Origin of the sequence: Phreatobacter sp. (genome assembly GCF_051860605.1) — a bacterium.
Lineage (GTDB): Bacteria > Pseudomonadota > Alphaproteobacteria > Rhizobiales > Phreatobacteraceae > Phreatobacter.
The window spans coordinates 306026-332052 of sequence record NZ_JBHYDR010000005.1 but is presented as its reverse complement, the minus strand read 5'-3'; the positions used below and the strand labels follow the sequence as shown (position 1 = coordinate 332052).

Annotated in this window: 26 protein-coding genes; 8 read left to right on the top strand and 18 right to left on the bottom strand. The window is 69.1% G+C overall.

Features of this window, described 5'->3' with window-relative positions:
• The first annotated feature begins 23 nt into the window (after positions 1 to 23).
• Positions 24 to 827 carry an ABC transporter ATP-binding protein gene (locus ACTIFS_RS11440; RefSeq protein ID WP_439574217.1) on the top strand — a complete coding sequence of 268 codons (804 nt, stop codon included), beginning with the start codon at positions 24 to 26 and terminating at the stop codon, positions 825 to 827.
• Positions 824 to 2689 carry an AMP-dependent synthetase/ligase gene (locus ACTIFS_RS11435; RefSeq protein ID WP_439574216.1) on the top strand — a complete coding sequence of 622 codons (1866 nt, stop codon included), beginning with the start codon at positions 824 to 826 and terminating at the stop codon, positions 2687 to 2689. The genes ACTIFS_RS11440 and ACTIFS_RS11435 overlap by 4 nt, the downstream gene beginning before the upstream one ends.
• Before the next feature lie 428 nt (positions 2690 to 3117).
• On the opposite strand, the gene ACTIFS_RS11430 is transcribed toward ACTIFS_RS11435, so the two are convergent.
• From ACTIFS_RS11430 to recD2, 3 genes are all read right to left on the bottom strand, one after another.
• Complete coding sequence (locus ACTIFS_RS11430) at positions 3118 to 4134, bottom strand: zinc-dependent alcohol dehydrogenase family protein (RefSeq protein WP_439574215.1); 1017 nt, start codon at positions 4132 to 4134, stop codon at positions 3118 to 3120.
• An 86-nt stretch (positions 4135 to 4220) separates the two neighbouring features.
• Positions 4221 to 5147, bottom strand: a complete 927-nt coding sequence (locus tag ACTIFS_RS11425) for a hypothetical protein (protein ID WP_439574214.1) — start codon at positions 5145 to 5147, stop codon at positions 4221 to 4223.
• Between the two features lie 56 nt (positions 5148 to 5203).
• Positions 5204 to 7393, bottom strand: a complete 2190-nt coding sequence (gene recD2, locus ACTIFS_RS11420; protein WP_439574213.1) for an SF1B family DNA helicase RecD2 — start codon at positions 7391 to 7393, stop codon at positions 5204 to 5206.
• 142 nt (positions 7394 to 7535) lie between these two features.
• Here recD2 and ACTIFS_RS11415 point away from each other — a divergent pair, with 142 nt between their 5' ends.
• The 3 genes from ACTIFS_RS11415 (at position 7536) to yddG (ending at position 9894) form a co-directional block, all read left to right on the top strand.
• A complete protein-coding gene (locus ACTIFS_RS11415) occupies positions 7536 to 8294 on the top strand; it encodes a TSUP family transporter (RefSeq protein ID WP_439574212.1) in 759 nt (252 codons plus the stop codon).
• 320 nt (positions 8295 to 8614) lie between these two features.
• Complete coding sequence (gene infA / locus ACTIFS_RS11410; protein ID WP_439574211.1) at positions 8615 to 8899, top strand: translation initiation factor IF-1; 285 nt, start codon at positions 8615 to 8617, stop codon at positions 8897 to 8899.
• A 92-nt stretch (positions 8900 to 8991) separates the two neighbouring features.
• Positions 8992 to 9894, top strand: a complete 903-nt coding sequence (yddG, locus tag ACTIFS_RS11405; RefSeq protein ID WP_439574210.1) for an aromatic amino acid exporter YddG — start codon at positions 8992 to 8994, stop codon at positions 9892 to 9894.
• Between the two features lie 353 nt (positions 9895 to 10247).
• On the opposite strand, the gene ACTIFS_RS11400 is transcribed toward yddG, so the two are convergent.
• The 7 genes from ACTIFS_RS11400 to leuD are packed head-to-tail and all read right to left on the bottom strand — an operon-like array spanning position 10248 to position 15398.
• Positions 10248 to 11021: a GNAT family N-acetyltransferase gene (locus ACTIFS_RS11400; RefSeq protein WP_439574267.1), complete on the bottom strand. Its 774-nt coding sequence runs from the start codon at positions 11019 to 11021 to the stop codon at positions 10248 to 10250.
• Between the two features lie 17 nt (positions 11022 to 11038).
• The gene (locus tag ACTIFS_RS11395) at positions 11039 to 11479 is read right to left on the bottom strand and encodes a cupin domain-containing protein (RefSeq protein WP_439574209.1); all 441 of its coding nucleotides are present in this window, start codon (positions 11477 to 11479) and stop codon (positions 11039 to 11041) included.
• Between the two features lie 26 nt (positions 11480 to 11505).
• Positions 11506 to 12426, bottom strand: coding sequence for a prephenate/arogenate dehydrogenase family protein (locus ACTIFS_RS11390; RefSeq protein ID WP_439574208.1), 921 nt, complete (start codon positions 12424 to 12426; stop codon positions 11506 to 11508).
• Positions 12423 to 13526, bottom strand: coding sequence for a pyridoxal phosphate-dependent aminotransferase (locus tag ACTIFS_RS11385; protein WP_439574207.1), 1104 nt, complete (start codon positions 13524 to 13526; stop codon positions 12423 to 12425). Before ACTIFS_RS11385 ends, ACTIFS_RS11390 begins: the two co-directional genes overlap by 4 nt.
• A gap of 36 nt (positions 13527 to 13562) precedes the next feature.
• Positions 13563 to 14351, bottom strand: coding sequence for a chorismate mutase (locus tag ACTIFS_RS11380; RefSeq protein WP_439574206.1), 789 nt, complete (start codon positions 14349 to 14351; stop codon positions 13563 to 13565).
• Between the two features lie 13 nt (positions 14352 to 14364).
• The gene (locus ACTIFS_RS11375) at positions 14365 to 14778 is read right to left on the bottom strand and encodes a RidA family protein (protein ID WP_439574205.1); all 414 of its coding nucleotides are present in this window, start codon (positions 14776 to 14778) and stop codon (positions 14365 to 14367) included.
• Positions 14779 to 14792: 14 nt separating this feature from the next.
• A complete protein-coding gene (gene leuD / locus ACTIFS_RS11370) occupies positions 14793 to 15398 on the bottom strand; it encodes a 3-isopropylmalate dehydratase small subunit (protein WP_439574204.1) in 606 nt (201 codons plus the stop codon).
• Positions 15399 to 15547: 149 nt separating this feature from the next.
• Between leuD and ACTIFS_RS11365 the strand changes: the two genes are divergently transcribed.
• Positions 15548 to 15814: a BolA family protein gene (locus ACTIFS_RS11365; protein WP_439574203.1), complete on the top strand. Its 267-nt coding sequence runs from the start codon at positions 15548 to 15550 to the stop codon at positions 15812 to 15814.
• 216 nt (positions 15815 to 16030) lie between these two features.
• Here the strand turns inward: ACTIFS_RS11365 and ACTIFS_RS11360 are convergent, their stop codons facing one another.
• From ACTIFS_RS11360 to ACTIFS_RS11330, 7 genes are all read right to left on the bottom strand, one after another.
• Positions 16031 to 16411, bottom strand: a complete 381-nt coding sequence (locus tag ACTIFS_RS11360) for a methylglyoxal synthase (protein ID WP_439574202.1) — start codon at positions 16409 to 16411, stop codon at positions 16031 to 16033.
• A gap of 9 nt (positions 16412 to 16420) precedes the next feature.
• The gene (locus tag ACTIFS_RS11355) at positions 16421 to 17233 is read right to left on the bottom strand and encodes an amidohydrolase family protein (RefSeq protein ID WP_439574201.1); all 813 of its coding nucleotides are present in this window, start codon (positions 17231 to 17233) and stop codon (positions 16421 to 16423) included.
• A 91-nt stretch (positions 17234 to 17324) separates the two neighbouring features.
• Complete coding sequence (locus ACTIFS_RS11350) at positions 17325 to 18608, bottom strand: HlyC/CorC family transporter (protein ID WP_439574200.1); 1284 nt, start codon at positions 18606 to 18608, stop codon at positions 17325 to 17327.
• 136 nt (positions 18609 to 18744) lie between these two features.
• Entirely contained in the window at positions 18745 to 19227 is a 483-nt protein-coding gene (locus ACTIFS_RS11345; RefSeq protein ID WP_439574199.1) for a GNAT family N-acetyltransferase, read from the bottom strand.
• 14 nt (positions 19228 to 19241) lie between these two features.
• Positions 19242 to 20372 carry a 3-dehydroquinate synthase gene (gene aroB, locus ACTIFS_RS11340; protein ID WP_439574198.1) on the bottom strand — a complete coding sequence of 377 codons (1131 nt, stop codon included), beginning with the start codon at positions 20370 to 20372 and terminating at the stop codon, positions 19242 to 19244.
• Positions 20369 to 20971 carry a shikimate kinase gene (locus ACTIFS_RS11335; RefSeq protein WP_439574197.1) on the bottom strand — a complete coding sequence of 201 codons (603 nt, stop codon included), beginning with the start codon at positions 20969 to 20971 and terminating at the stop codon, positions 20369 to 20371. Before ACTIFS_RS11335 ends, aroB begins: the two co-directional genes overlap by 4 nt.
• 63 nt (positions 20972 to 21034) lie before the next feature.
• A complete protein-coding gene (locus ACTIFS_RS11330; protein ID WP_439574196.1) occupies positions 21035 to 21916 on the bottom strand; it encodes an HpcH/HpaI aldolase/citrate lyase family protein in 882 nt (293 codons plus the stop codon).
• Positions 21917 to 22028: 112 nt separating this feature from the next.
• Between ACTIFS_RS11330 and ACTIFS_RS11325 the strand changes: the two genes are divergently transcribed.
• Together ACTIFS_RS11325 and ACTIFS_RS11320 are read left to right on the top strand one after the other, a co-directional pair.
• On the top strand, positions 22029 to 23201 hold the full coding sequence (locus ACTIFS_RS11325; protein ID WP_439574195.1) for an NAD(P)/FAD-dependent oxidoreductase: 1173 nt from the start codon (positions 22029 to 22031) through the stop codon (positions 23199 to 23201).
• Positions 23202 to 23237: 36 nt separating this feature from the next.
• Positions 23238 to 24227 carry a ketopantoate reductase family protein gene (locus ACTIFS_RS11320; RefSeq protein ID WP_439574194.1) on the top strand — a complete coding sequence of 330 codons (990 nt, stop codon included), beginning with the start codon at positions 23238 to 23240 and terminating at the stop codon, positions 24225 to 24227.
• Positions 24228 to 24477: 250 nt separating this feature from the next.
• On the opposite strand, the gene ACTIFS_RS11315 is transcribed toward ACTIFS_RS11320, so the two are convergent.
• Positions 24478 to 25965, bottom strand: coding sequence for a M81 family metallopeptidase (locus ACTIFS_RS11315; RefSeq protein ID WP_439574193.1), 1488 nt, complete (start codon positions 25963 to 25965; stop codon positions 24478 to 24480).
• Positions 25966 to 26027 lie beyond the last annotated feature (62 nt).

The window sequence follows — 26027 nt, the reverse complement described above, 5'->3', positions numbered from 1 at the left end:
CTTCTTCCGGCCACGGTGACGACATGGCAGAGACCGGCGATCTCATCCTCGAGGTGAACAATATCGAGGTGGTCTACAACAAGGCCATCCAGGCCCTGCGCGGCCTGTCGCTCGCCGTGCCGAAGGGCAAGATCGTCGCGCTCCTGGGCTCCAACGGTGCCGGCAAGTCCACCGTGCTCAAGGCCGTCTCTGCGCTGCTGCCCATGGAGAACGGCCTCGTCACCGAGGGCCGGATCATGTTCGACGGCCATATCGTCGAGCAGCACGCGCCGCACCGGCTGGTCCGCCAGGGCCTGTTCCATGTCATGGAGGGCCGGCGCATCTTCGGCGACCTGACGGTCGAGGAAAACCTGACCGCCGCGACCTATGCGCTCACCGGGCGCGAAGGTGTCCGGCCCGATTTCGAGATCGTCTACCGCTACTTTCCGCGCCTTGCCGAGCGGCGCAAGTCCATCGCCGGCTACCTGTCGGGCGGCGAGCAGCAGATGCTCGCCATCGGGCGCGCGCTGGTGGCCAGGCCCCGCGTCATCCTGCTCGACGAGCCCTCGCTCGGCCTCGCCCCGCTGCTGGTCGAGGAGATTTTTGCCATCATCGCCCGCATCAATGCCGAGGAGGGCGTGTCCATGCTGCTCGTCGAGCAGAACGCCTCGGTCGCCCTCTCCATCGCCCATTACGGCTACATCATGGAGACCGGCCGCATCGTCATCGACGGGCCGACCGAGAAGCTGACCGCCGACCGGGACGTGCAGGAATTCTATCTGGGCCTCGCCCACAAGAGCTATCGCGACATCAAGCACTACAAGCGGCGCAAGAGGTGGCTGTCATGACCGCAACCGTCCTTCCGCTCGATCTGGCCCGCGAGGCGGCAAGCCCCGCCGCCGCCGACCCGGCCGCGGCCCTGCCCCCGCTGTCGGTCGTCCAGATGCTGAAGAAGCACGCCGCCGAGCGCGGCTCCGAGGTGGCCCTGCGCCAGAAGCGCTTCGGCATCTGGCAACCGACCACCTTTGCCGAATACTGGCTGCGCTCCTGCCACGTCGCGCTCGGCTTCCGCGCGCTCGGGCTGACGCGCAGGAGCCATGTCGGCGTCATTTCCGAGAACCGCATCGAATGGGTGCTCTCGCAGATGGGCGCCGGCGTACTCGGCGCCGTCACCGTCGGCGTCTATCCGACCAGCCCGTCGAACGAGGTCGCCTATGTCCTCGACCATGCCGACTGCGCCATCGTGGTCTGCGAGGACCAGGAGCAGATCGACAAGGTGGTGGAGGCCCGTGCCGACCTGCCGAAGGTGACGAGGATCATCGCCCTTGAGAACCGCGGCCTTGCCGGCTACGAGCCGGGGCTGGTGATGACCTTCGACGAGATGGAGGCACTGGGCCGGGCCGAATACGAGAAGAATCCCGGCCTCGTCGACGAGTTGATGAAGGAGCACGCGCTCAACGACATCGCGCTGCTCATCTACACCTCGGGCTCCACCGGCAAGCCCAAGGGCGCGATGCTGTCCTACCGCAACATCCGCGCCGGGGCGAACGGGCTGATCGACCGCTACGGCATCGGCCAGGGCTGGTCGACCCTGTCCTACCTGCCGCTCTGCCATGTCGCCGAACAGGCCACGACCGTGTTCGGCCCGCTCTATTCCGGCAGCCAGGTCAATTTCGGCGAATCCCTGCGCACCGTGCAGGAGGACCTGCGCGAGGTGGCCCCGATGAGCTTCCTCGGCGTGCCCCGCATCTGGGAGAAGATGCATTCCGGCATCCGCGTGAAGATGTACGAGGCCCGGCCGCTGCAGCAATGGCTCTACCGGACGGCTTTTTCCTGGTGCGAGCCCCTCGCCGACAAGCCGCGGTCGAAATGGTCGCTGGCCGAGCGGGCCAAATACGCCCTGGCCTATGCCGCCGTGTTCCGCGCGCTGCAGAACGCCATCGGCCTAACCCGCTGCCGGGTCGCCTTCACCGGCGCCGCGCCCATCTCGCCGGAGGTGATCCGCTTCTTCCGCACCATGGGCGTGCCGCTGGTGGAGATCTACGGCATGACCGAGACCTCGGGCGGCATTCTCGGCCAGTTCACCGATGACGTCGTCGCCGGCACGGTCGGCCAGCCCATGAAGGGCACCCAGGTCCAGCTCGCCGAGGACGGCGAGATCATGGCCCGCGGCGCGACCATCTTCGAGGGCTATTACCGCAACGAGGAGGCCACCGCCCAGACCATCGTCGATGGCTGGCTGCGCACCGGCGATGTCGGCGAGATGCAGAACGGGCATTTCCGGATCGTCGACCGCAAGAAGGACATCATGATCACCGCCGGCGGCAAGAACCTGTCGCCGACCGAGATCGAGCATGCGGTCAAGACCAGCCCCTTCATCAAGGAATGCATCGTTTTCGGCGACCGGCAGAAATATGTCGCTGCGCTGATCCAGATCGACATGGAGACGGTGGGCAAATGGGCCGAGATGAAGGGCATCCCCTTCACCAACTTCAAGAACCTGTCGCAGGCCCCGCAGGTGGTGGAACTCGTCCAGCAGGCGGTCGACAAGGCCAACGAGACGCTGGCCCAGGTCGCCAACATCCGCCGCTTCGAGATCCTCGACAAGGAACTCGACCACGACGACGGCGAGGTCACGGCTACGATGAAAGTGCGCCGCAAGGCGATCGAGGCGAAATACGCGGACGCGATCAAACGCCTCTACGCGTGAGGGGTCCGCGGTCTCGCGGCATCACGCCTTGCATGGCGGCCTGTGCGTCCTTCGAGGCTCGCGCTTCGCGCTCGCACCTCAGGATGAGGAGGTGGTGCGCTGCATCTGCCTCAATCGGAGCTTGTCCGCCGCGTTTCGCCTGACCGCCATGCCATCCACCACCATCCTCATCCTGAGGTGCGAGCGACAGCGAGCCTCGAAGGACGCATCGACCGGACTGCAGGGCGGCGGCGAGCGAACGTAGTCCCCACCCTTACCCTCCCCGCTGCGCGGGGAGGGGGACGACCGCGTCGCGCTTGGGCAAATACGGTCGCGCCAGGCATGTCGGTTGAAGAGCGGCCGGGACGCCAAAGTCCCCCTCTCCGCGCAGCGGGGAGGGTAAGGGTGGGGCCTGCCCGGCCGCGCGTGCAGACCCGGCTCCGGCCGCCCTATACCCCGGCCTGTCGCCCCGCCTCCGTCACCATCAGCACCTTGCCGGAACGGCCGCCTTCGCCGGCAAGACGCAGCGCCTCCTTCACCTCCGCGAAGGCGACGACATCGGCTACCGGGGTCGTCAGCGTGCCGTCGGCCATGCCGGCCGCGATCCGCCCGTAGGTCTCGGCGAGCCGCGCCCGGCCGATCTCCTGGAACCAGTGGATCAGCCAGAAGCCCTTCAGCGTGACCTTCCGGAAGATGAGGTGCTGGGCGTCGATCCGGCATTGCTCGCCGGACAGCAGGCCGTAGTTCACCACCGTGCCGCCATCGGCCACCTGGTTGGCCATCAGCCCCGTGGCACCGCCGCCGATGGCATCGATGGCCAGCCGCACCTTCGCGTCCCCCACCGCCTCGCGCACGCGCTTGCGAAAGGCGCGCGGATCGTCGAGCGCATCGGCGATCACCGCCGTGCCGCCGGCCGCCTTCACCGCCTCCACCGCGCTCTCGCGCCGGACGATGTTGAGCGTGTTGATGCCGCGCTGCTGCGCCAGCCTGACGAGGAACGTGCCGACCGCCGAATTGGCGGCATTCTGCATCAGCCAGTCGCCCGGCTGGAGGTCCAACTGGTCGGCCAGCAGCGCCTCGGCGGTGGCCGGATTGCCCTTCAGCATCGCTGCCTGCTTCAGGTCGATCCCGGCCGGCAGCTTCATGGCCAGCGAGGCCTTCATCGTCACCCGCTCCACCCAGCAGGAGAGGATCATCGGCGAGACGATGTCGCCCACGGCAAGGCCGGTGACGCCCTCGCCGACGGCCGCGATGCGCCCCACGGCCTCGCCGCCGGGGGTCAGCGGCAGCGGCGGCCGCGACACGCCGTAGAGCCCCTGGATCTGCAGCAGATCGGACGGGTTGATGTTCAGCACCAGCATCTCGACGGTGACCTCGCCGGGGCCGGGCGACGCCGGCTCCGGCACGTCCTTCAGCTGGATGGTGGCGGCAGGATCGCCGAACCCTTCGATGATGGCAGCCTTCATGGCGCTCTCCTCCGCGACGTGATTTCCCTCATATCGTGCTGTTGCACGTCAGGCCATCCGCATTGTCCCGGCCCTTGTCCGGCCGGTCATTCCGAAAAGCCGAACACCCGGTGGTCGGGCGCCGAGGTGTTGTGCCGGCTCGGCACGCTGCGGCCGAGGCGCATCTCGACGGCCTGCGCACCGGCAAAGTCCATGACCGGGCTCTCGCGCCAGCGCCGGCCGCCGCGCGCGCGCCATTCCAGGCGGGCGCTGTCGGCATTGGTCTCGGTGACATACATGGACCGGAACCCGGCGAAGGGGCGGCCCTCCACCGGCCGGTCGAAGGCGACCTCCAGCGCGGTGCGCTCGCGGTCGATGGCGACGACCTTCACCTCGGCGGTTCCGCCGATGCGGAAGGCCAGCGTGAAGGTCAGCGTCGCCGGATCGAAGCGGATCGCGCTCATGTTGACCACCGGCCGCTGCATCACCTCGATCGGCCCGATCAGCGCCGAGGTGCCATAGACGATGTCGGTGAGGTGCTCGGGCGGGCGGGGCTTGAGCCGCCAGTAGCCGTCGACCGGATAGATGACCAGCGCCTCGTAGGGCGCGCGGCCCGGCTCCTTGCGGTAGAGCTGGACGAGGTGGAATCCGCTCTCGGTGCGCCCGCCGGCGATCGAGAACGGCACCTGCTCGGGCCGCCAGAACTTGTCGAAGGTGATGCCCAGCACCTTGATCCGCTCGTCCTCGAACATGACCACGTCGCGCGGCGTGAACCGGAAATCCTCGCGGTCGGTGATGGTGCAATCGGTGAAGTCAGGGGCCGTGATGTCCTTCACGATGGTGCCGATGGCCGCCGGATGGACCGCTTCCAGCCGGAAGCGGCGCACCGAAGCCGAGGCAAGGCGGATATCGACATTGTCCTCTTCCGCGCAGAGGGTCGGAACCGAATGGTTGGCGATCGCGACCGCAGGCGGCTCGGCGGCAACGGCCGTCCCGGCGGCAAGGCAGAGGGCAAGGGTGAGGATCAGGCGCATGGCGGCACTCCGGGGCCTCTTCGCCTAGCAGGCCGGCACGGCTGGCGGAACCCCGCTCATGCCGAGAGCCATTCCTTCAGCTTGGTGATCCGCGGCTTGGCCCGCCCGCCCGACACCGCGATCCTGAGCGCCCGCGTCTCGCCGACCATGACCACCAGCGACCGGCCACGCGTCACGGCCGTGTAGATCAGGTTGCGCGCCAGCATGGCATAGTGCTGGGTGGTCACCGGGATCACCACCGCCGGATATTCCGAGCCCTGGCTCTTGTGGATAGTGGTGGCATAGGCCGGCATGAGGTTTTCCATGTCGGCGAACGAATAGGACACCTGCCGGCCGTCGAACAGGGCGACGAGTTCGCCCTCCTCCGGATCGACGCGCAGCACCGAGCCGAGATCGCCGTTGAACACGTCGCGGTCATAGTCGTTGGCGGTCTGCATGACCCGGTCGCCGGCGGCAAACGTCCAGCCGAACCGCTCCACCGAGCGTCCCTGCGGCGGATTCAGCACCTTCTGCAGCTCGATATTGAGGTTGCGCGCGCCGAGCGTGCCCTTGTTCATCGGCGCCAGCACCTGCACGTCGCGCATCGGGTCGAGGCCGAAGCGGCGCGGAATGCGCTCCTTCACGATCTCGATGATCTTGGCGAGCCCGTCCTCGGGCGAACTGATCTCCACCCAGTAGAAGTCGCTGTCCTCGCCTGCCGCCGGCAGGTCCGGCATCTCGCCGCGATTGATCCGGTGCGCCGAGGCGATGATGCGGCTGGCCTCCGCCTGGCGGAACACCTCGGTCAGCCGCGCCACGGGCACCAGCCCCGAGCCGATGATGTCGGCCAGCACCTGCCCGGGCCCGACCGACGGCAACTGGTCGACATCGCCGACCAGCAGCAGGCCTGCGCCGGCCGGCAGGGCCTCGACCAGCGCCAGCATCAGCGGCACGTCGACCATGGAGGTCTCGTCGACCACCAGCAGGTCGCAGGTCAGAAGATTCTCGCGGCCGCGCGAGAAGGCGCCGAACTCGGGGTCGATCTCGAGCAGGCGGTGGATGGTCTTCGCCTCCAGCCCGGTCTGCTCGGTCATGCGCTTGGCGGCCCGGCCGGTCGGGGCGGCGAGCGTCACCGACACATCCTGGCGCGACAGGATCTTCAGCACCGTGTCGAGCAGCGTCGTCTTGCCCACCCCCGGCCCGCCGGTGATGACCGACACCTTGGCGGAGAGCACGGTCGCCAGCGCCTCCCGCTGGGACGGGGCGAGGGCCTTGCCCGTGCGCGCCTCCACCTTCGGAACCTCCGCCTCCAGGTCGATGGCGCCCCAGGGCGGCGTGCCCTTCGCAAGGTCGCGCAGCCGCTCGCCGATGATGGTCTCGGCCCGGTGGAGGTCCTTCAGGAACAGGTGCGGCTCGCCGCCGATCGTGTCGGCGACGAGGTTGCGCGCGGCGACCTCGGCCCCCGCCGCCTCGGCAATGGGGGTCTCGTCGGCGTCGAGCAGCCGGGCGGCCAGCGCGATGGCCTCCTCGCGCGGCAGGCCGGTATGGCCGTCGTCGCGCGCCTGCTGGAGCGCGAAACTGATGCCGGCCCGCAGCCGCTCCGGTGCGTCGCGGGCAAGGCCGAGCGAGGTCGCCACCCCGTCGGCGGTGAGAAAGCCGATGCCGCGCACGTCGCGGGCGAGCCGGTAGGGGTCCTGCCGGATCAGCCCGATCGCCTGCGGTCCGAGCGCCCGGAACACCCGTGCCGCCTGGCCGGGGCCGAGCCCATGCTCCTGCAGGAACACGCCGAGATCGCGCACGATGCGATCCTCGGCCCAGCTCTCGGAGATCCGCCGGATGCGCGCCTCGGTGAGGCCGGGGATCTCCTTCAGCCGGTGCGGCTCGGCATCCAGCACCTCGAAGGTGCGCTTGCCGAAGGCCTGCACGATCTTGTGGGCCGTGGCGATGCCGATGCCCTTGATCGCGCCGGAGGCAAGGTACTTCTCGATGCCGTCCCTGGAGGCTGGCGGCGCCATGACGAGGCGGCTGGCCTTGAACTGCAGGCCATGGGTGCGGTCGTTCACCCAGCTGCCTTCCGCCGTCATCATCTCGCCGGCGGCGACCTGGGCCGCGTTACCGACGATGGCAACCGGCTGCGGCCGCCCGCGCACCCTGACCTTCAGCACGGCAAAGCCCGTGGCCGGCGAGTGGAACGTGACACGTTCGATCGTGCCGGTGAGCGTCTCCAGCGGACTATCGGACGACGACGGGGCGGCGCTTGCGCGCATGGCGGCGAATCGCTGGTGACGATGGACGGGAAACCGGCCGGAGCCTAGAACGCCCCCTGCCCGCCCGTCCACCGGCAGGCCCCGGCGCCCTGCACCCGGGCTCCTCACCCGAGGCTCCGGCCCCCCGGAGAGCTTCCGCCTCATGGCCTTCGAACTCGCCGATATCAGCCTCGCCCAGGCGGTTCTTGTCGCCGGGACGGCCTTTGGCGCCGCCGTCATCGGCGGCATGGCAGGCTACGGCACGGGGCTGCTGCTGCCGCTGGTGCTGGTTCCGGTCATTGGCGCCGAGAACGTCGTGCCGGTCATCGCGGTGGCATCCCTGTTCATCAATTTCGGCCGCCTTGCCGCCATGTGGCGAAGCATCGACTGGCCGAAAGTGGCAATCATGATCCCCGCGTCCGTGCCGATGGTCGTTGTCTCGGCCTTCGGCTTCACGCTGCTCGATTCGCGCGGGGCCGGCCTGCTCATCGGCACGGTGCTCGTGGTGCTGGTGCCGCTGCGGCGCTGGCTGGCGAGGCGGGGCTTCCGCCTCCAGGGCTGGCAGCTTGTCCCGGCCGGGGCGACCTACGGCCTGGTGACCGGCGGCACGGCCGGCGCCGGCGTCATCCTCATCTCGTTCCTCATGGCCTCCGGTCTTACCGGGCAGGCGGTGATCGCCACCGACGCCGCCATTTCCATCGTCATCAGCCTGGCAAAGGCCGCGACCTTCGGCTGGAACGGGGCACTGCCCGGTCCGCTTCTCGTCTTCGCCCTGCTGGTGGGCCTTGCAACCGTTCCCGGCGGGTTCGTCGCCAAGCGGCTCCTCGACGTGATGCCGGTGCGCCTGCACACCCTGATGCTGGAGGCGGTGATCGTCATCGGCGGTCTCGCCATCGTCATCACGAGCCTGCTCCGCGGGTAACCCCTTGCATTGTCGCGCCGCGCCCCCATCTCTCGTCTCAAGGGACTGGGCGATGGCATCTGCATGCCTTGCCCGCCGGACGGCCCTCACGGGCACCGGCACTTGTCCCCCGGAACCTGCAAGGCTCGCGGGAGCGGACGACGCTTCCGGATGCCCGGTTCCCGACGCGAGACCCCCTCATCTGGCCGACCGCGGATGTAACGGCGGCAAGAGGGTGGTCGCGCGTCGACAAATTCTGTATGAGCGATCCCCTGGCGCCGGGCGGTACAACCGCTTCGCCGGGGTTTGCCCGTTTCGGCGCATCAGGGAGAAGCCAGTCGATGGCGAAGGAAGACGTCCTGAATTTTGAGGGCAAGGTGATCGAGGTCATGCCCGACGCCCGGTTCCGCGTGGAGCTCGACAACGGCCATCTGGTCGTCGTCTACACCGCCGGCAAGATGAAGAAGAACCGCATCAAGACGCTGGTCGGCGACCGCGTCACGGTGGAAATGACGCCCTACGACCTCGACAAGGGCCGCCTCGTCTTCCGCCACAAGGGCGATTCCCCGCCTCCCGGCATGCGCCCCGGTGGCGCCCGTCCCGGCGGCCCGCCGCGCCGGCGCTAAGCCCTGCCGGCCGGCACAAGCCGGCCCGGCCTCGACCCCGTGCGGCCCGCAGCGCTGCCGGGCCGTTCCCCCCGCCCGACACGCGGGCTGCCATGACATCCCGCCCGGCGACTTCACGCACCGCGACCTCCCGCACCGCGACCTTCCTCGGCTTCGGGGCCATCGGGCTGTGGGGCCTGCTTGCCCTGTTCACGGCCGCCTCCGGCCGCGTGCCGCCGTTCCAGCTCACCGCGATGACCTTCGCGATCGGCGGCGGCCTCGGCCTTGCCGTGGTGGCGACCCGCCCCGACGGCCTGAAGCTGCTCGCCCAGCCGCCGGTCGTCTGGCTGCACGGCATTGCCGGCCTGTTCGGCTATCACGCCCTCTACTTCACCGCCCTGCGCCATGCCCCGGCGGCCGAGGCCAATCTGCTCAACTATCTCTGGCCGCTGCTCATCGTCCTGTTCTCGGCGTTCCTGCCCGGTCAGCGGCTGAAGCCGCATCATGTGGCGGGTGCCCTGCTCGGCCTTGCCGGCACCGTGGTGCTCATTGCGGCGCGTGGCGGCCTCGGCGCGGGCTTCGAGGCGGGCCATGCCCTCGGCTATGCGGCGGCGGCCGGCTGCGCCCTGGTCTGGGCAATCTATTCGGTCACCGCGCGCCTCCTGCCCGCGGTACCGACCGGAGCGGTCGCCGGCTTCTGCCTCGCGACAGCCGTTCTGGCGCTGGCCTGTCATCTGGCGCTTGAGACGACGGTCTGGCCGGACGGCGCCGGGCAGTGGCTGGCGGTTCTCTCCCTCGGCATCGGCCCGGTCGGGGCTGCCTTCTACCTGTGGGACCGTGCCATGAAGCAGGGCGAGCTCCAGGTGCTCGGCGCGGCGAGCTATGCGGCCCCGGTCCTCTCGACCGTGGCTCTGGTGGCCGCGGGCTTTGCGGCGGCGACGGCGGCGCTGGCCGCGGCGGTGGTTCTGATCGTTGCCGGCTCGCTGATCGCCTCGAAGGACCTGCTGCGACGCTGAGGGTCCGGCGGCCTGCACGCCGGCTCTGCGTCCTTCGAGGCTCGCTTCGCTCGCACCTCAGGATGAGGAAGCGGGAGGTTGGCACGACCGCCTTCAACTCTGCCCTCCGCCCTCTGCCCCAACACGCCTCGACACCCTGGATGCCGGACACCGACCTCCTCATCCTGAGGTGCGAGAGAGCGGAGCGAAGGAGCCTCGAAGGACGCAAAACCCGCGAGGCTATTTCCCCCGGATCTGACACGTCAGGGGGGTTCGAAACCACCGGCCCGGGCAGCAGGCGCAGCTTTCGAACATAGCGGGAAACTACCAAACCATCGTCACGCTGTCAAGGCACATAATCCTACAAAAGGACATCAGGCCTTGGGCGGCTTGCGGCACCAGTAGCGATAGACATCCGCGAAGCCGAGCCGCCGATAGAGCGCCTGCGCCCCGGTATTCGTCTCGCGGACCTGCAGGTAGCCGGTCCTTGCGCCGTGACCCACGCCCCAGGCGAGCAGTTCGGTCACCATCCGCGCCCCGACGCCCCGGCCCCGGGCGGCCGGTGTCACGGCCAGATCGTAGAGCCCGACATGGGAACGCTCCGCAACGGCCAGGCCATAGCCCAGCGCCTCGCCGTCCAGGGACACGGTGGCGAAGGCGGTATCGACGCGGATGCTGGCGACGATGCGCCCGAGAATGTCGCGCTGCCAGTCGGCCAGTTCATAGGCGATCGCAGCGCCCCGCACCCAGGCATCGGAGGGCGCGTCCTCCAGCAGCACCTCCGCCGCCGCATCGCCCCCGATCGCCACGCTCTCGCCGAGCGGCGCCGCCATGACCAGCGTCGGGTCGTAGAAGGTCCAGCCGGCCGCCTCCAGCGCCGCATCGACACCGGGCGAGGCGAGCGGCGTGATGCGGACCATCGGCTCGATGCCGGCCTTCGCATAGAGGCGGCGCACCGCCGCGATCAGGTCATCGGGCGCAAGATCGGAGGGCACCCACGCGCTGGCGGCGTTGGCCCGCTTGGTGTGGCCGCCCGCCATGCGGATGAGCCAGCCGTCCATGTAGATGGTCTGAAGCGCCGGCCAGGCGTTGAACATGCGCTCTTCAAGCGCCTGGACGAGAACCAGGTCCATCGCGGCCAGGTCCATCTCGGCCACGCCACCGCTCACGATCCGGGCGCCCAGCCGGCCGGGGCCAGCGTGAAGCCGGCGAAATCGAAGCCGGGCGCCACCGTGCAGCCGACCAGCGTCCAGTCGCCGAGGCTCTCGGCCGCCTGCCAGTGATGGGCAGGCACGATGCCTTGCGGCCGCTCGCCGGCGGCAAGGTCGGCCCCGAGCGTGACATGCGTCACCGGCCCGGCATCGGTCGGGGCCAGCGACAGCCTCAGAGCCGAGCCGGCATGCCAGTGCCAGGCCTCGACCGCATCGACCCGGTGCCAGTGCGAGCGCTCGCCGCGCTTCAGCAGGAAGTAGATGGCGGTGGAGGCCGCGCGGCCGCCGGTCGCAGCCTCGTCGCGGAACGTCTCGCGGAAATGCCCGCCTTCCGGGTGGGGCTTGAGGCCGAGCAGGGCGATGATCTCGTCTGCGGTCATGCTGGAAGCCGTCATGGTGGAAGCCGTCATGGTGGAGGCTGTCACTTGCGCCCGCGGCCGAAATCGGGATCGGCCGTGTCCTGCCGCTGATCGATGATCGACCGGCGGATCGCCCGCGTCCGGGTGAACAGGTCGAACAGTTCCTGCCCCTCCCCCCAGCGGATGTTCCGCTGGAGCGCGATCAGGTCCTCGGTGAAGCGCCCCAGCACCTCCAGCACGGCGGTCTTGTTGTGCAGGAACACGTCGCGCCACATGGTCGGATCGGAAGCCGCGATGCGCGTGAAGTCGCGGAAGCCGCCGGCCGAGAACTTGATCACCTCGCCCTCGGTGACCTGTTCGAGATCCGAGGCCGTGCCGACGATGTTGTAGGCGATGAGGTGCGGCACGTGGCTGGTGATCGCCAGCACCAGGTCGTGATGCTCAGGGCTCATCACCTCGATCTTCGAGCCGAGCGCCTGCCAGAAGGCGGCGAGCTTCTCCACCGCCGCGGCATCCTCGCCCTCCGGCGGGGTCAGGATGCACCAGCGGCCGTGGAACAGCTCGGGAAAGCCGGAATCGGGACCGGAATGCTCGGTGCCGGCCACCGGATGGGCCGGGATGAAGTGCACGCCGGCCGGCAGGTGCTGCTGCATCTGCGCGACCACCGATCCCTTGGTGGAGCCGACATCGGACACGATGGCGCCCGCCTTCAGATGCGGACCGATAGCCTCCGCCACCGCGCCCATGGCTCCCACCGGCACGCAGGCGATGACGAGGTCGGCATCCGCGACGGCGGCCCCCATGTCGGTGGTCGCCTCGTCGGCGAAGCCGAGCTCGCGCACCCGCTGGATGACTTCCTCCGACCGGTCGGCGGCCACCACCGTTCCGGCCAGCGGCAACTGGCGCAGGGCGCGCGCGATCGACGAGCCGATCAGGCCGATGCCGATCAGCGTGACCTTGCCGAAATGCGGTTCGCCGGTCACCGGCCCATGAACTCGGCGAGGGATGCGACGAGGTGGCGGTTCGCCTCCTCGGTCCCGATGGTCAGGCGAAGCGCGTCCGGCAGCCCATAGGCGCCGACCCTGCGCAGCACGAGCCCCTTCGAGACCAGGAAGGCGTCGGCCTCGCCGGCTGTCCGGCCGGCATCCTTCGGGAAATGGATGAGCAGGAAATTGCCGACCGAGGGCGTCACCTTGAGGCCAAGGGCCTCGATCTCGGCGGTCAGCCACGGCAGCCAGCGCTCGTTGTGCTCGATGGCCTGCTGCAGGAAGGCCTGATCCTCGATGGCGGCCGCGCCCGCCGCGATCGCCGCCGCATTGACGTTGAACGGTCCGCGGATGCGGTTGACCGCATCGATCAGGTGCGCAGGGCCGACCATCCAGCCGATGCGCAGGGCGGCAAGGCCGTAGATCTTCGAGAACGTGCGCGTCATCACGACGTTCTCGTTGGTGGCCACCAGTTCCAGCCCGCTCTCGTAGTCGTTGCGCCGGACATATTCGGCATAGGCGGCATCCAGCACCAGCAGCACATGCTTCGGCAGGCCGGCATGCAGGCGCTTGACCTCGTCGAACGGCAGGTAGGTGCCGGTCGGATTGTTCGGGTTGGCGAGATAGACGATCTTCGTGCGGTCCGTCACCGCCTTCAGGATGGCATCGACATCGGCCGTGAGGTTCGTCTCGGGCACGATCACGGGCGTGCCGCCGGCCGCCAGGATCGCGATCTTGTAGACGAGGAAGCCGTGCTCGGTGAACACGCCCTCGTCGCCCGGCCCGAGATAGGCATTGGTCAGCAGCGACAGCAATTCGTCGGAGCCGGAGCCGCACAGGATGCGGTCGGGGTCGAGCCCGTAGAGCCGGCCGATGGCCTCGCGCAGCACCGCCGAGGAGCCCTCCGGGTAGAGCTCCAGATGGGCCGAAAGGTCCTGGAACGCCCTGATGGCCCTAGGGCTCGCCCCGAGCGGCGTCTCGTTGGAGGACAGCTTGTAGACCTTGGCGACGCCCGGCGCGCCGGACTTGCCCGGCACATAGGCGTCGATCGCCAGCACGCCGGGACGGGGAACGGGACGCGAGGCTTGCGAGGTCATGTCAGCACCGGAACGCTTGTGCCGCGCGGAAGACGATCAGGCGGCGATGGGCCTAGCCGTGTAGCCGACCGTTCGGGCCTCTTCAACAGCGACACTGCCGGCAATCCCCGCGGCAATGGCAACCGCATCGGCCTCGCGCTCGCCCCAGACCAGCACGTGGTGCCGGCCGCCCTCGCCCGAGCTCGCCAGAATGGCCCCGTCATGGCCCTCCGACACCCCGGTCAGCACGGCGGCCACCAGCTGCGTATCGAGCCCGGCCGTGTCGATCGAGGGATGGCCGATGACGAGGGCCTGCGGCAGCCGAGCAAGGCCGGCCGGCGTCACCGCCGGTGCCGCCGCCATGGCCACCGGCTGGCCGTCGCGGCCAAGCCGCTCCCACCAGGCCTCGCGCGCCGGCCCGAGACCGATCAGGCCGAGATCGCCGCGGTCGCGCAGGATCGCATCCATCACCGAGGCGGGCGAGGAATGGCGCACCAGCGGCACGCCGAAGCCAAAATGGAAACGGGCGAACTCGCGCGCATTCTCCTGTTCGGGACCCATCAGCACATGGATGGAATGGGGCGCCTGGATATAGGTGAAGGTCGAGATGATCTGCCGCCAGATCTGCACGACGAGCTCGGCGGGCAGGCGCCCGGTATGCCGCCCGAGCAGCCGGCGCACGACATCGGCCTCGCGGGCCGGCCGGAAAGCCGAACCCGTCTCGGCGGTCTGCTTCACCGCGATCAGCTGCTCGATGATGCGGCCCCGCTCCATGAGCAGGTCGTGCATGGCATCGTCGATGCGGTCGATCTCCGCGCGCAGGTCGGAGAGGCTGGGCTGGGTCATGTCCGGCTTCGGGTCAGGAGAACAGGGCGCCGGCCGAGGCGATGCCGGGCATGGCGGCGGTCACCTCGATCTCGATCTTCATTTCGGGCTTGAACAGGCCGGCGACGACGAGCAGCGTCGAGGCCGGACGGATATCGCCGAAGATCTCGCCGAAGATCGGGAACACCTTCTCGGCATCGGCGGGATCGGTGATGTAGTAGGTGGCGCGCACCACGTCCGCCATGGAGGTGCCGGCCTCCTTGAGGGTCGCCGCGATGGTCCTGAAGCAGTTGCGCGTCTGCTCCTCCACCGAGGCGGGAAGCACCATCGTGGAATAGTCGTAGCCGGTGGTGCCGGCGACGAAGACGAAGCCGCCCTGGACGACGGCGCGCGAATAGCCGGCCGTCTTCTCGAAGGGGGAGCCCGTGGAGATGAGGCGGCGTTCCATGGCGTTCTCCGGCATCACATCCAGGGGCGCGCGGTCGCGGCCGTCTTCTCGAAGCTGTCGATGGCCTCGGCCTTGACCATGGTCAGGCCGATGTCGTCGAGGCCGTTCAGCAGGCAATGCTTGCGGAACGGATCGATGTCGAACGTGATCGTGCCGCCGTCGGGACCGCGGATCTCCTGCGCCTCGAGATCGACGGTGAGCGTGGCATTGGAGCCGCGGTCGGCGTCCTCGAACAGCTTCTCCAGGTCCTCCGGCGAGACCGTGATCGGCAGGACGCCGTTCTTGAAGCAGTTGTTGTAGAAGATGTCGGCGAACGAGGTCGAGATCACGCAGCGGATGCCGTAGTCGAGCAACGCCCAGGGCGCATGCTCGCGCGAGGAGCCGCAGCCGAAATTGTCGCCGGCCACCAGAACCTGCGCATTGCGATAGGCCGGCTTGTTCAGCACGAAATCCGGGTTCTCCGAACCGTCGTCGTTGTAGCGCATCTCCGAGAACAGGCCCTTGCCGAGGCCGGTCCGCTTGATGGTCTTCAGATACTGCTTCGGGATGATCATGTCGGTATCGACATTGATGGTGCGCATCGGCGCGGCCACCCCGGTCAGCACGGTGAATTTCTGCATGGGTTTCCCCCTGATGGTCGTTGCCGGCATGTAACAGAGGGGCGATGGCTGCGGCAAGGCGGCCGGACGGCGGCCGGTCCTGCATTTGAGCGCCACCGGCTTGCAGCCGTGCCCCCGCAGGCCCTATGCACGGTCACCGGAGGCAGATCATGACCGTTCACGGCACCATCACCGACAAGCTCACCGCAGCCTTCGCCCCCGTCTCCCTCGCGGTGATCGACGAGAGCGAGAACCACCGCGGCCATGGCGGCTGGCGCGAGGGCGGCGAGACGCATTTCCGGGTGAAGCTGGTCTCCGAGGCCTTTGCCGGAAAGTCCCGCATCGACCGCCACCGGATGATCAACCAGGCGCTCGATGCCGAACTGAAGGGCCGCGTCCATGCCCTCGCCATCGAGGCGCGGGCGCCGGGCGAATAGGGGCGCACGCCTCCGGGTCGCTGGCTTGATTCCTCCGGGTCGCTGCCTTGATTGACGATGCCCCACCCTTACCCTCCCCGCGCTCCGCGCGGAGAGGGGGACTATGGCCTCCCGTCCCGGCTGTCCTCCGCGGTGCCTGGCACCACCGGACGAGATGATGCGCGACGCGGTCGTCCCCTCTCCGCGAAGCGGGGAGGGAGAGACCATCAGTCCCCCTCAGAACTGCCCGATGAGAATGTCGGCCGTCGCCAGATTGCAGGCCATCGGCACGTCATAGACCACGGCAAGCCTCGTCAGGGCCTTGACGTCAACGTCGTGGGGATGCGGCGACAGCGGATCGACGAGGAACACCAGTAGCCCGATCCTGCCCTCGACGATCAGCGCGCCGATCTGCTGGTCCCCGCCCAGCGGCCCGCTCTTCATCAGGGTGATGGCAAGGCCCGGATGGGCCCTGGCGATCAGCGAGCCGGTCGTGCCGGTCGCCACCAGCGGATGCCGGCGCAGCCTGTCGAGATTCCGGCTGGCCCAGGCCAGCAGGTCCGGCTTCTTCTGGTCGTGGGCGATCAGCGCGATGGCGCGGCCGGCAGGGTCCGTCATGGGGCCACCCTACAGCCGATAGACCCGTTCTGCATTGCCCGACAGGAACAACTGCTGCGTCTCCACATCGAGGCCGAGGCCGTCGAGCTCCTCCAGCGCCTTCGCCGGCTGGATCATCGGATAATTGGAGCCGAACAGCACCTTCCGCCGCCCGTGCGCCTTCAGATAGGCGACGATCTCGCGCGGATAGCGGCGGATCGTATAGGCCGAGGTGTCGATGTAGACGTTGCGGTGCTTGGTCGCGACCGCAACCGCCTCCTCGGTCCACGGATAGCCGATATGGCCGCCGACGATGACGAGGTCGGGGAAGTCGATCGCCACCTGGTCGAGATAGATCGGCCGGCCGACCTCGGAGGGCATGAGCGGGCCGGCATGACCGATCTGCGTGCAGAACGGCACGCCGAGTTCGCAGCAGGCCACATAGACGGGATAGTAGCGCCGGTCGGTGGGCGGCGCCTCCCACAGCCAGGGAAGGACGCGGATCGCCCGGAACCCGAGTTCGGTGATGCAGCGGCGGATCTCGGCCACCGCCTTCATCGGCTTCGAGATGTCGACCGAGCCGACGCCGACGAGCCGCCCGCCCGACTGCCGGCAGAACTCCGCCACCTCGTCGTTGGAGATCAGCGTGCGGTAGGGCGCGCTCCAGGCGCTGATCAGCATCCGGTGGACGCCGGCGGCGTCCATTGCGGCGAGGGTCGTCGCCACCGGCAGCTCGGCGGTCGGCATGGCATCGCCGGTCCAGCGACGCAGCGAGGACAGCATGTCCTCGTTCAGCATCCTCAGGGTCGGATGCTGGCCCCAGGCGTCGATGATCCCGCTCATGTCCCCGTCTCCCTGGCGGCTGGCCCGGCAATCCTGCCCCGGATGATGCAGGTCATGCGAGCGGCCGTTCGGCCGAGCGGCCCGTGCCGGATCAGGCCTTGCGCTCCAGCGGCGTGATCTTCAGCACGGTGATGCGGTTGCGCTGCTTGCGCACCACCTGGAACCGGAAGCCGTGGAAGGTGAAGGTCTGCCCGGCCTCGGGAATGGAGCGTGCCTCGTGGATGACGAGGCCGGCAATGGTGGTCGCCTCCTCGTCGGGCAGCCGCCAGTCCATCGCCCGGTTGAGGTCGCGCACCGGCACGGAGCCGTCGACATTGACCGACCCGTCGGCCTGCGGCCGGACGCCCGAGACATGCACGTCGTGCTCGTCGCGGATATCGCCGACGATCTCCTCGAGGATGTCCTCGAGCGTCACCAGGCCCATCACCACGCCATATTCGTCCACCACCAGCGCGAAATGGGTCTTGCGCCGCAGGAAGGCCTTGAGCTGCTCCTGCAGGCTGGTCGATTCCGGCACGAACCAGGCCGGCAGGGCCAGGCTCTCCGGATCGATCTTCGTCGTATCCCCGCCGGCCGCCGCCAGCGCGCGCAGGAGATCCTTGCCGTGCAGCACGCCGATGATGTTGTCCTGGTTGTCGCGCCAGAGCGGGATGCGGGTATAGGGCGCCGCCAGCACGTCGCGCACCACCTTGTCGGACGGGTCGCCGACGTCGATCGTCACCATCTTGGTGCGATGGACCATGATGTCCGAGACCGTGAGATCCTTCAGGTCGAGAATGCCGCCCACCATGTCGCGGTCCAGCTTCTCGAACGAGCCTTCCTTGTGCATGAGATCCACAGTGCCGCGCAGTTCCTCCGCGCCGGTGAGCACGTTCTGGTTCTCGTCGATGCGCAGGCCGAACAGCCGGAGCGCCAGCCGCACGACCGCCTCCACCCCGACCAGCACCGGTCCGAACAGCGCGACCGCCCAGGAGACCGGACGCGCATAGACAAGCGCCATCTGCTCCGGCCGGGCAATGGCCACGGTCTTCGGCAGCACCTCCGCGAAGACGATCAGCAGCACGGACATGACGGCCGTGGCCCAGAGCACGCCTTCGGCGCCGAGCACCGCGACGAACAGGGTCGTCGCGAAGGCGGAGACGCCGACATTGACGATGTTGTTGCCGACCAGCATGGCGCCGATCAGCCGTTCGCGGGTGTCGAGAAGGCGGCTGACGATGCCGGCCCGGTGGTCGCCGGCGCCTTCCAGCGCCAGCATGCGGGCCTTGGAGGCCGCCGACATGGCGGTCTCGGCGCTGGAGAAGAAGGCCGAGAGCAGCAGGCAGAACAGGATCAGCCCGAGGGCCAGAAAGGGATTGATGCCGAGGTCGTCCATGATGATCCGGGCCGCAGCTGCCCGGTTCCCTGTCGCGATCGGGAAGGACCGTCCTCCCCCTCCCTAGACCTAATGCTTTTGCCCGGCTTCGCAAAGGAAGCGGCGGGAGATACCGGCAGCGGGCCGGCGCGGCGGTTCAGGGCGCGCGCAGCTTCGCGACCACAGTCGCGTCCGACCAGCTGTCCTGAAAGCCCATGCGGCTGTAGAAGGCGAGCCCGCCGGCATTCTCCCGGCGGATGGTGGCGTCGATCGCCTTCACGCCGGCCTTCTTTGCCGACTGCCGCGTTGCGGCGAACAGCCGCGCGCCGATCCCCTGCCCCTGCGTGCCGATGGCGACGAAGGTCGCGATCACCGCCCAGTCCGCGGGCAGCGGATGGGGACCGGTCCAGTCCGGATCGCACCATTCCAGCGGCTGGAAACCGAGGATGCGGCCATCGGCCTCCGCGACCATGCAGCTGATGGCGCGCGGCGGCGCGACATAGTGGGCGACCATCCGCTCCGCGCTGAACGGAGTGCGATGCGCGGTGGTGCCGCCTCTCGCGATGATGGCATTGAGCAGGTCGGCCATGGCGGGCGCATCGGCCGGCCCCGCCGGGCGGATGATCACGTCGGCTGCCATCGCCTGTCCCGCCGCTAGCGTCCGGCGAGTTCGTCGGCGAGAAAGGCCTCGACGCCCGCCGCATCGACGTCGCGGGCGATGAAGCTCTCGCCGACGCCGCGGGCGAGAATGAAGGTCAGCCGCCCGCGCGCAACCTTCTTGTCCTGGCCGATGGCGGCCATCAGCGTGCCGGCTTCGCCCGCCCCGCCGGGAATGTCGGCAAGCCGCGTCGGCAGGCCGACCGCCTTCAGATGCGCCTCGACGCGCACGGGCACCTGCGCATCGCACAGGCCGAGGCGGGCCGAGAAGCGGAAGGCCTGCGCCATGCCGATGGCCACCGCCTCGCCGTGGACGAGCCGGGCGCTGTCATAGCCGGTGACGGCCTCCAGCGCATGGCCGAACGTGTGGCCGAGGTTGAGCAGGGCGCGATCGCCGGTCTCGGTCTCGTCGCGGGCCACCACCGCCGCCTTTGCGCGGCAGGAGGTGGCGATCGCCTGGACGCGGTCGCGCCCGCCCTGGAACACGCCGCGCCAGTTGGCCTCCAGCCAGGCAAAGAAGCCGGGATCGTCGATCAGTCCGTATTTGGCGACCTCGGCATAGCCGGCGCGGAACTCGCGCGTGGACAGCGTGTCGAGCACGTCGGTATCGGCGATGACGAGGCCCGGCTGGTGGAAGGCGCCGATCAGGTTCTTGCCATGGCGCGAATTGATGCCGGTCTTGCCGCCCACGGAGGAATCCACCTGCGCCAGCAGGCTCGTCGGCATCTGCACGAAGGCCATGCCACGCCGGACGATGGCGGCGGCAAAGCCTGCCAGGTCGCCGACCACCCCCCCGCCGAGGGCGAGGATGAGGTCGCCGCGCTCCAGCCTGTGGGCGAGGATCTGGTCGACCACCTCTTCCAGCATGGCGAAGCGCTTCGTGGCCTCGCCGGCCGGCACGGTGATGCGCACGGCGCGGATGCCGGCAGCCTCGAGGCCGGCCTCCACGGCCGGAGCATGCAGCGGCCCGACCGTCGCGTCGGTGACGATGCCGACCGCCCGGCCCGGAAAGCGGCGGGCAATCTCGGCGCCTGCCGAGGCGACAAGGCCGGGGCCGATGAGGATGTCATAGGCGCGCGCACCAAGCGCGACCGCCACACGCTCGGCAGGTTCGACCGCCGTCATCATGTCGTGCATCCCACAGCGTCCCCCTGCCCGCTCGCCGACACATGCGCCGAAAGGGCCGCCAGCACGTCCTCCACGATCTCCTCGTGCGAGGCCTCCCGCGAAAGCACGGTCAGGTCGGCCTCCGCATAGATCGGATAGCGCTCGTCCATCAGGCGGCGCAGCACCGCCTCGGGATTGTCCGCCCTCAGCAGCGGGCGATCGTTGCGCCGGCGGACCCGCTTCATCAGCACGTCGAACTCCGCCTTCAGCCAGACCGCGATGCCCTTCTCGCGGATGCGCGCGCGGGTCTCCGGGTTGACATAGGCACCACCGCCGGTGGCCAGCACCTGCGGTCCGCTATCGAGGATGCGCGAGACGACGCGCACCTCGCCGGAGCGGAAATAGGCCTCGCCGTGGCGCTCGAAGATTTCCGGAATGGTCAGGTCGGCGGCCCGCTCGATCTCGGTATCGGCATCGACGAAGGGCAGGCCGAGGCGATGGGCCAGTCTCCGGCCGATGGAGGACTTTCCGGCCCCCATCAGTCCGACGAGCACGACCGAGCGGGCCCCCAGGGCCTCGCGCAGGCGCTTCGCGTCGCTTTCGGTGGCCGTCTCCGCCATGGCGTTTCCCGTCTGTGATCCCTCTGTCACGAAGACCGGACGAGGGCAACCGGGCCAGCAGGATCAGGCCGCGCGGGCGGCGATCGCATCGGCGACCGCCACCAGCCGGCGCGCCATCTCCGCATGGAGCCGCTCGACCATGCGGCCATCGACCTGCAGGGCGCCCTTTGCCGCGTTTTCCGGCCGGTCGAAGGCGGCGATCACCGTGCGCGCCCAGGCCACTTCCGCCTCGCCCGGCGAGAAGGCGGCATTGCACGGGCCGATCTGGTTGGGATGGATCAGCGTCTTGCCGTCGAAGCCCATCTCGCGCGCCTCCTGGCATTCGCGGGCAAGGCCGGCCTCGTCGGCGATGTCGTTGAACACGCCGTCGATGATGGCGAGTGCATGCGCGCGCGCGGCCGCGATCGACATCATCAGCCAGGGCAGCATCGGCATCCGGCCGGGAACGATGCGTGCGCCGGTCTCCTTGGCCAGATCGTTGGTGCCCATGACGAAGGCGGCGAGCCGCGTTGTGCGATCCTTCGCCGCGGCGGCGATGGCGCCGGCATTCAGCATGGCCAGCGGCGTCTCCATCATGGCCCAGACGACGGTCTTGTCCGGCGCGCCGGCGCCGGCGATGGCCCGCCCGAAGGCGATCAGGTCGGGACCGTCATCGACCTTCGGGATCAGGATGGCATCCGCGCCGGTGGCCGCCACGGCATCGAGATCGTCGCGACCCCAGGGGGTTGCCAATCCGTTGATGCGCACGATGACCTCACGGTGGCCGAAGCCGCCCTGCCGCACAGCCTCGGCAACCTGCCCGCGGGCGGTCTCCTTGGCGTCGGGCGCAACCGCGTCCTCAAGGTCGAGGATGACGGCATCGGCGGGAAGCGAACGGGCCTTCTCCAGCGCGCGGGCATTGGAGCCGGGCATGTAGAGCACAGAGCGACGGGGACGGACGGCCATGGCGGATCACCTGAAGACGGGCTATGTGGCCGCGAGGCTAGCTGCATTGCAGCATCGGTGCCATCGTCCTTGAGAACGAGGCTGATGGTCCAGAGGGACGGGCGGGCAGGGCGTGGACAGGTCGGATGTGCTGATCGTCGGTGGCGGGATCATGGGCTCCTGCACCGCCTATTTTCTCAAGAAGGAGCTTGGCTATGCCGGCTCGGTGCATGTCATCGAGCGCGATCCGACCTATGCGGAGGCGTCCACCACCCTCTCGGCCGCCTCGATCCGCCAGCAATTCTCCACGCCGGAGAACATCCGGATGAGCCGGTTCGGCATCGAGGTCATCCATTCACTCAAGGAACGGTTCGGAGCTGACGCCGATATCGGCTTTCGCGAGGGTGGCTATCTGATCCTCGCGAGCGAGGAGGGCCGGCCGGTTCTGGAGACCAACTGGCGCATCCAGACCGCCGAGGGCGCCGACATCGTGCTGCTCGGCCCGGACGAGATGGGCAGGCGCTTTCCCTGGCTGTCGACAGAGGGCCTCGCGCTCGGCGCCTTCGGTCAGTCGGGAGAAGGCTGGTTCGACGCGGCCATGCTGCTCGACCTGTTCCGCAAGGCGGCGCGCGCCGCCGGCGCCACCTACGAGAAGGCCGAGGTTGCCGCCCTCACCCGCGCCGGCGACCGGATCACCGGCGCCACGCTGTCCAATGGCGCGACTCGTCAGTGCGGCACGCTGGTGCTGGCCGCCGGCGCCTGGTCCGGGCGCCTCGCCAATGCCATTGACGTGCCGCTGCCCGTGGAGCCGCGCAAGCGCACGGTCTTCGTGGTGAAATGCCCGCAGGTCTTCCCCGGCATGCCGCTGATCGTTGACCCCTCGGGCGTGTGGATGCGGCCCGAGCGCGATCTCGTCATCGGCGGCTGGGGGCCGGGCGAGGACGACCCGGATCCGCCGGCCCATGGCGATTTTGAGCCGGCCCATGACGAGTTCGAGGCTCATGTCTGGCCGGCCTTCGCCGCCCGCGTCCCGGCCATGGAGCAGTTGCGCCAGATCCGCGCCTGGGCCGGGCACTACGACTTCAACACGCTCGACCACAACGCCATTCTGGGCCCCCATCCCGGGATCGCCAATCTGATGTTCATCAACGGCTTTTCCGGCCACGGCCTGCAGCAGGCCCCGGCCGCCGGCCGGGCCGTGGCCGAACACATCGTCCATGGCGGCTGGCGCAGCCTGGACCTGTCGGTCTTCGGTTTCGACCGCATCCTCGCGAACGCGCCCGTGCGCGAACTCAACGTGATCTGAGGCATTGTCCCGATCCCTGCCCCCGGAGGTTTCCCGATGAAGGTCTGCATTTTCGGCGCCGGAGCTGTTGGCGGCCATGCCGCGGCAAGACTGATTGCCGCCGGCAGGGCCGAGGTCTCGGTGGTGGCCCGCGGCGCCCATCTCGACGCCATCCGCGACACCGGCCTGACGCTCCACGCCGATGGCGAGACGCTCGGCGGCAAGCCCCATGCGGCAACCGACGATCCGGCAAGCCTGCCGCCGCAGGATCTGGTGGTGGTCACGTTGAAGGCTCATTCGCTGCCGACCGTCGCCTCGCAGCTCAAGGCGCTGCTGAAGCCGGGCGCGGCGGTGCTGTTCTTCACCAACGGCGTGCCCTGGTGGTGGAACCACGGCCTCAGCGAGGATGGTTCGCTGGCTCTCCTCGACCCCGAAGGCAGGCTGTGGCGCGATCTCGGGCCGGACTGCGTTCTCGGCGGCGTTGTCTACTCGGCCAACGCCGTGACGGAGCCCGGCGTCATCACCCATACGGCCGGCAACCGCTGGATCATCGGCGAGCCGACCGGCGACATCTCGCCGCGCGCCGATGCTGCGGCCGAGGTCTTCCGAGAGGCCGGGCTGGTGGGCGAGGTCTCCCCCGACATCCGCCGGGCCATGTGGCAGAAGCTGGTGCTGAACATCGCGGCCAACCCGCTCTGCGCGCTCTCGCGCCTGCCGCTCGGGCGCTGGCACGAGGTGCCCGGCATCGGCGAGCTTGGCGTCACGCTCATCCGCGAGATGCTCGACGTCGCCCGCGCCCTCGGCTGGGACCTGACTGAGGAGGTCGATCCCGTCGCCGCCGTTCCGGCCCGGCCGGGGCGTCCGGGGGGCAAGCCATCCATGCTGCAGGACGCCGAAGCCGGTCGGCCCATGGAGGTCGAGGCCATTGTCGGGCAGCTCCAGGCCTTCGGCCGGGAGAACGAGATTCCGACGCCCGCCATCGACGGGGTGCTGCCGCTGCTGCGCGCGCTCGACGCGGCGGTCAGCCGGCCGCCGGTCAAGGTGTGAGGCCGGCGCGCGGAGAACACCATCCGAGCCGCCCGTCGTCCTGCACGACCTGACTGCGTCCTTCGAGGCTCGGCTATCGCCTCGCACCTCAGGATGAGGGAGCCGGTGGCCTGCCGTGGGCGCAGAGACAGTTGCCGTCGTGGTCTCTGGCCCCCTCGATGCGATTCTCTCGCCTCCTCATCCTGAGGTGCGAGGCGATAGCCGAGCCTCGAAGGACGCACTGCCGGAATGCAGGGCGCCTCGCTCACCGCTACTGGTTCGACATCGGCCGCCGGCGCACGTTCGGCCTGAGGTGCTGGAACGGGATCACCCCGGTATCGTCCAGCGCCGCGCCCGGCGAGGCGCCGACCACCACCGAATCGGCATAGGGCTGCCAGTCGCCGCGGAAGTGCACGGAACTCTTCAGAACGACCACGTCGTAGCCGGTGATGTCGATGCCCAGATGCGTGCAGACCGCCACGCAATGCGGCTGCTGGCGCACGGATCCGACCACGACGTCGATGCCGCCGATCCTCAGCCAGGCCGAAGGTCCCATATTGATCGGCTGGCCGCCCACCATCGGCCCCGTCCCGGTGAACCGCCCGTCCGAGACGGCGACGACCTCCGCCTTCGTCGTCAGTGGCTCCTCGCCGGGCCCCTTGCCTTGGGCGGCGAACGTGACCTCGATCGTCGCCCCCTGACCCGCCGACTGCGCGGCCAGGGCGATTTCCGGCTCGTGATAGAGCGCCATGAGCGTGTTCCTGGCGCCTCGCCCGATCATGGCCTTGAGGAAGCCGGTGGTGATCGAGGACCCACCTGCACCGGGATTGTCCTGCGTGTCGGCGATGATGACCGGCCTGGAGACGGGGCCCGCCCGCGTGAAGGCGAGCGCGATCGCCTCGTTCTGCGGCTTGGCCAGATGCTCGAGGAACGCGGCTTCGGCGCGCAGCACCGCCTCGGTCAGACGGCCGACGGCCGCGTCGACCTGATCCGGGTCCGGTCCATAGCCGATGACCGTCGCACCCATGTCGAAGATGTCGGCAGAGGGAAAACCCGGGCACAGGGACAGGTGCACGCCCGTCTCGGCCTCGATCGTGCCGAGCAGCGCGTAGAGCCCCTTCATCGGCTCGATCATCGAGCAGCCGGAGGCGATCGGGATGAGGAAGGGCATCTGGCGGAAGGCCCGGGCCGGGTGCGGCCCCCAGGCCACGACCCGGTCGAACCATTCGGCCACGCGCTCGCCGGTCTGCCGCCAGTCGATATGCGGATAGGTGCGGTAGGCCGACATGAACGAGGCATTGTCGACCATCTGCTGCGTGACATTGGCGTGCAGGTCGAGGGACGCGACAATCGGCACATCCGGCCCGACGAGGCGGCGCACGCGGGCGAGCAGCTCGCCCTCGGCATCCTCGATGGTCTCGGTGGTCATGGCCCCGTGCAGTTCAAGGAACACGGCGTCAGGCGCGGCATCGGCGATGTCGGCCAGGATGTAGGCGGCCGCCCGCTCGAACACCTTGTCCTCCACCCGCCCCGAGGGCTGGGCGAAGGACCAGGACAGCGGCACCATCGTGTGGCCGGCCGCCTCCGCCACCTTCATGAAGCCTGACACCGCGATGTTGAAGGGCCGGAACTTGGTCAGCACCTCGGGGCCGCGGGTGAAGCCCGGCCAGGCGCCCTCCTGGTTGAACATGGCCCAGGGCGTCGGCTCCGGGACGAAGGTGTTGGTCTCGTGCATGAAGCCGCCGACGGCGATGCGCATGATGGGGAACCTTCTGCGTGGAAAGGGCGGGCATTCTTTGCCGCCCGCGCAGGGGCTGTCAT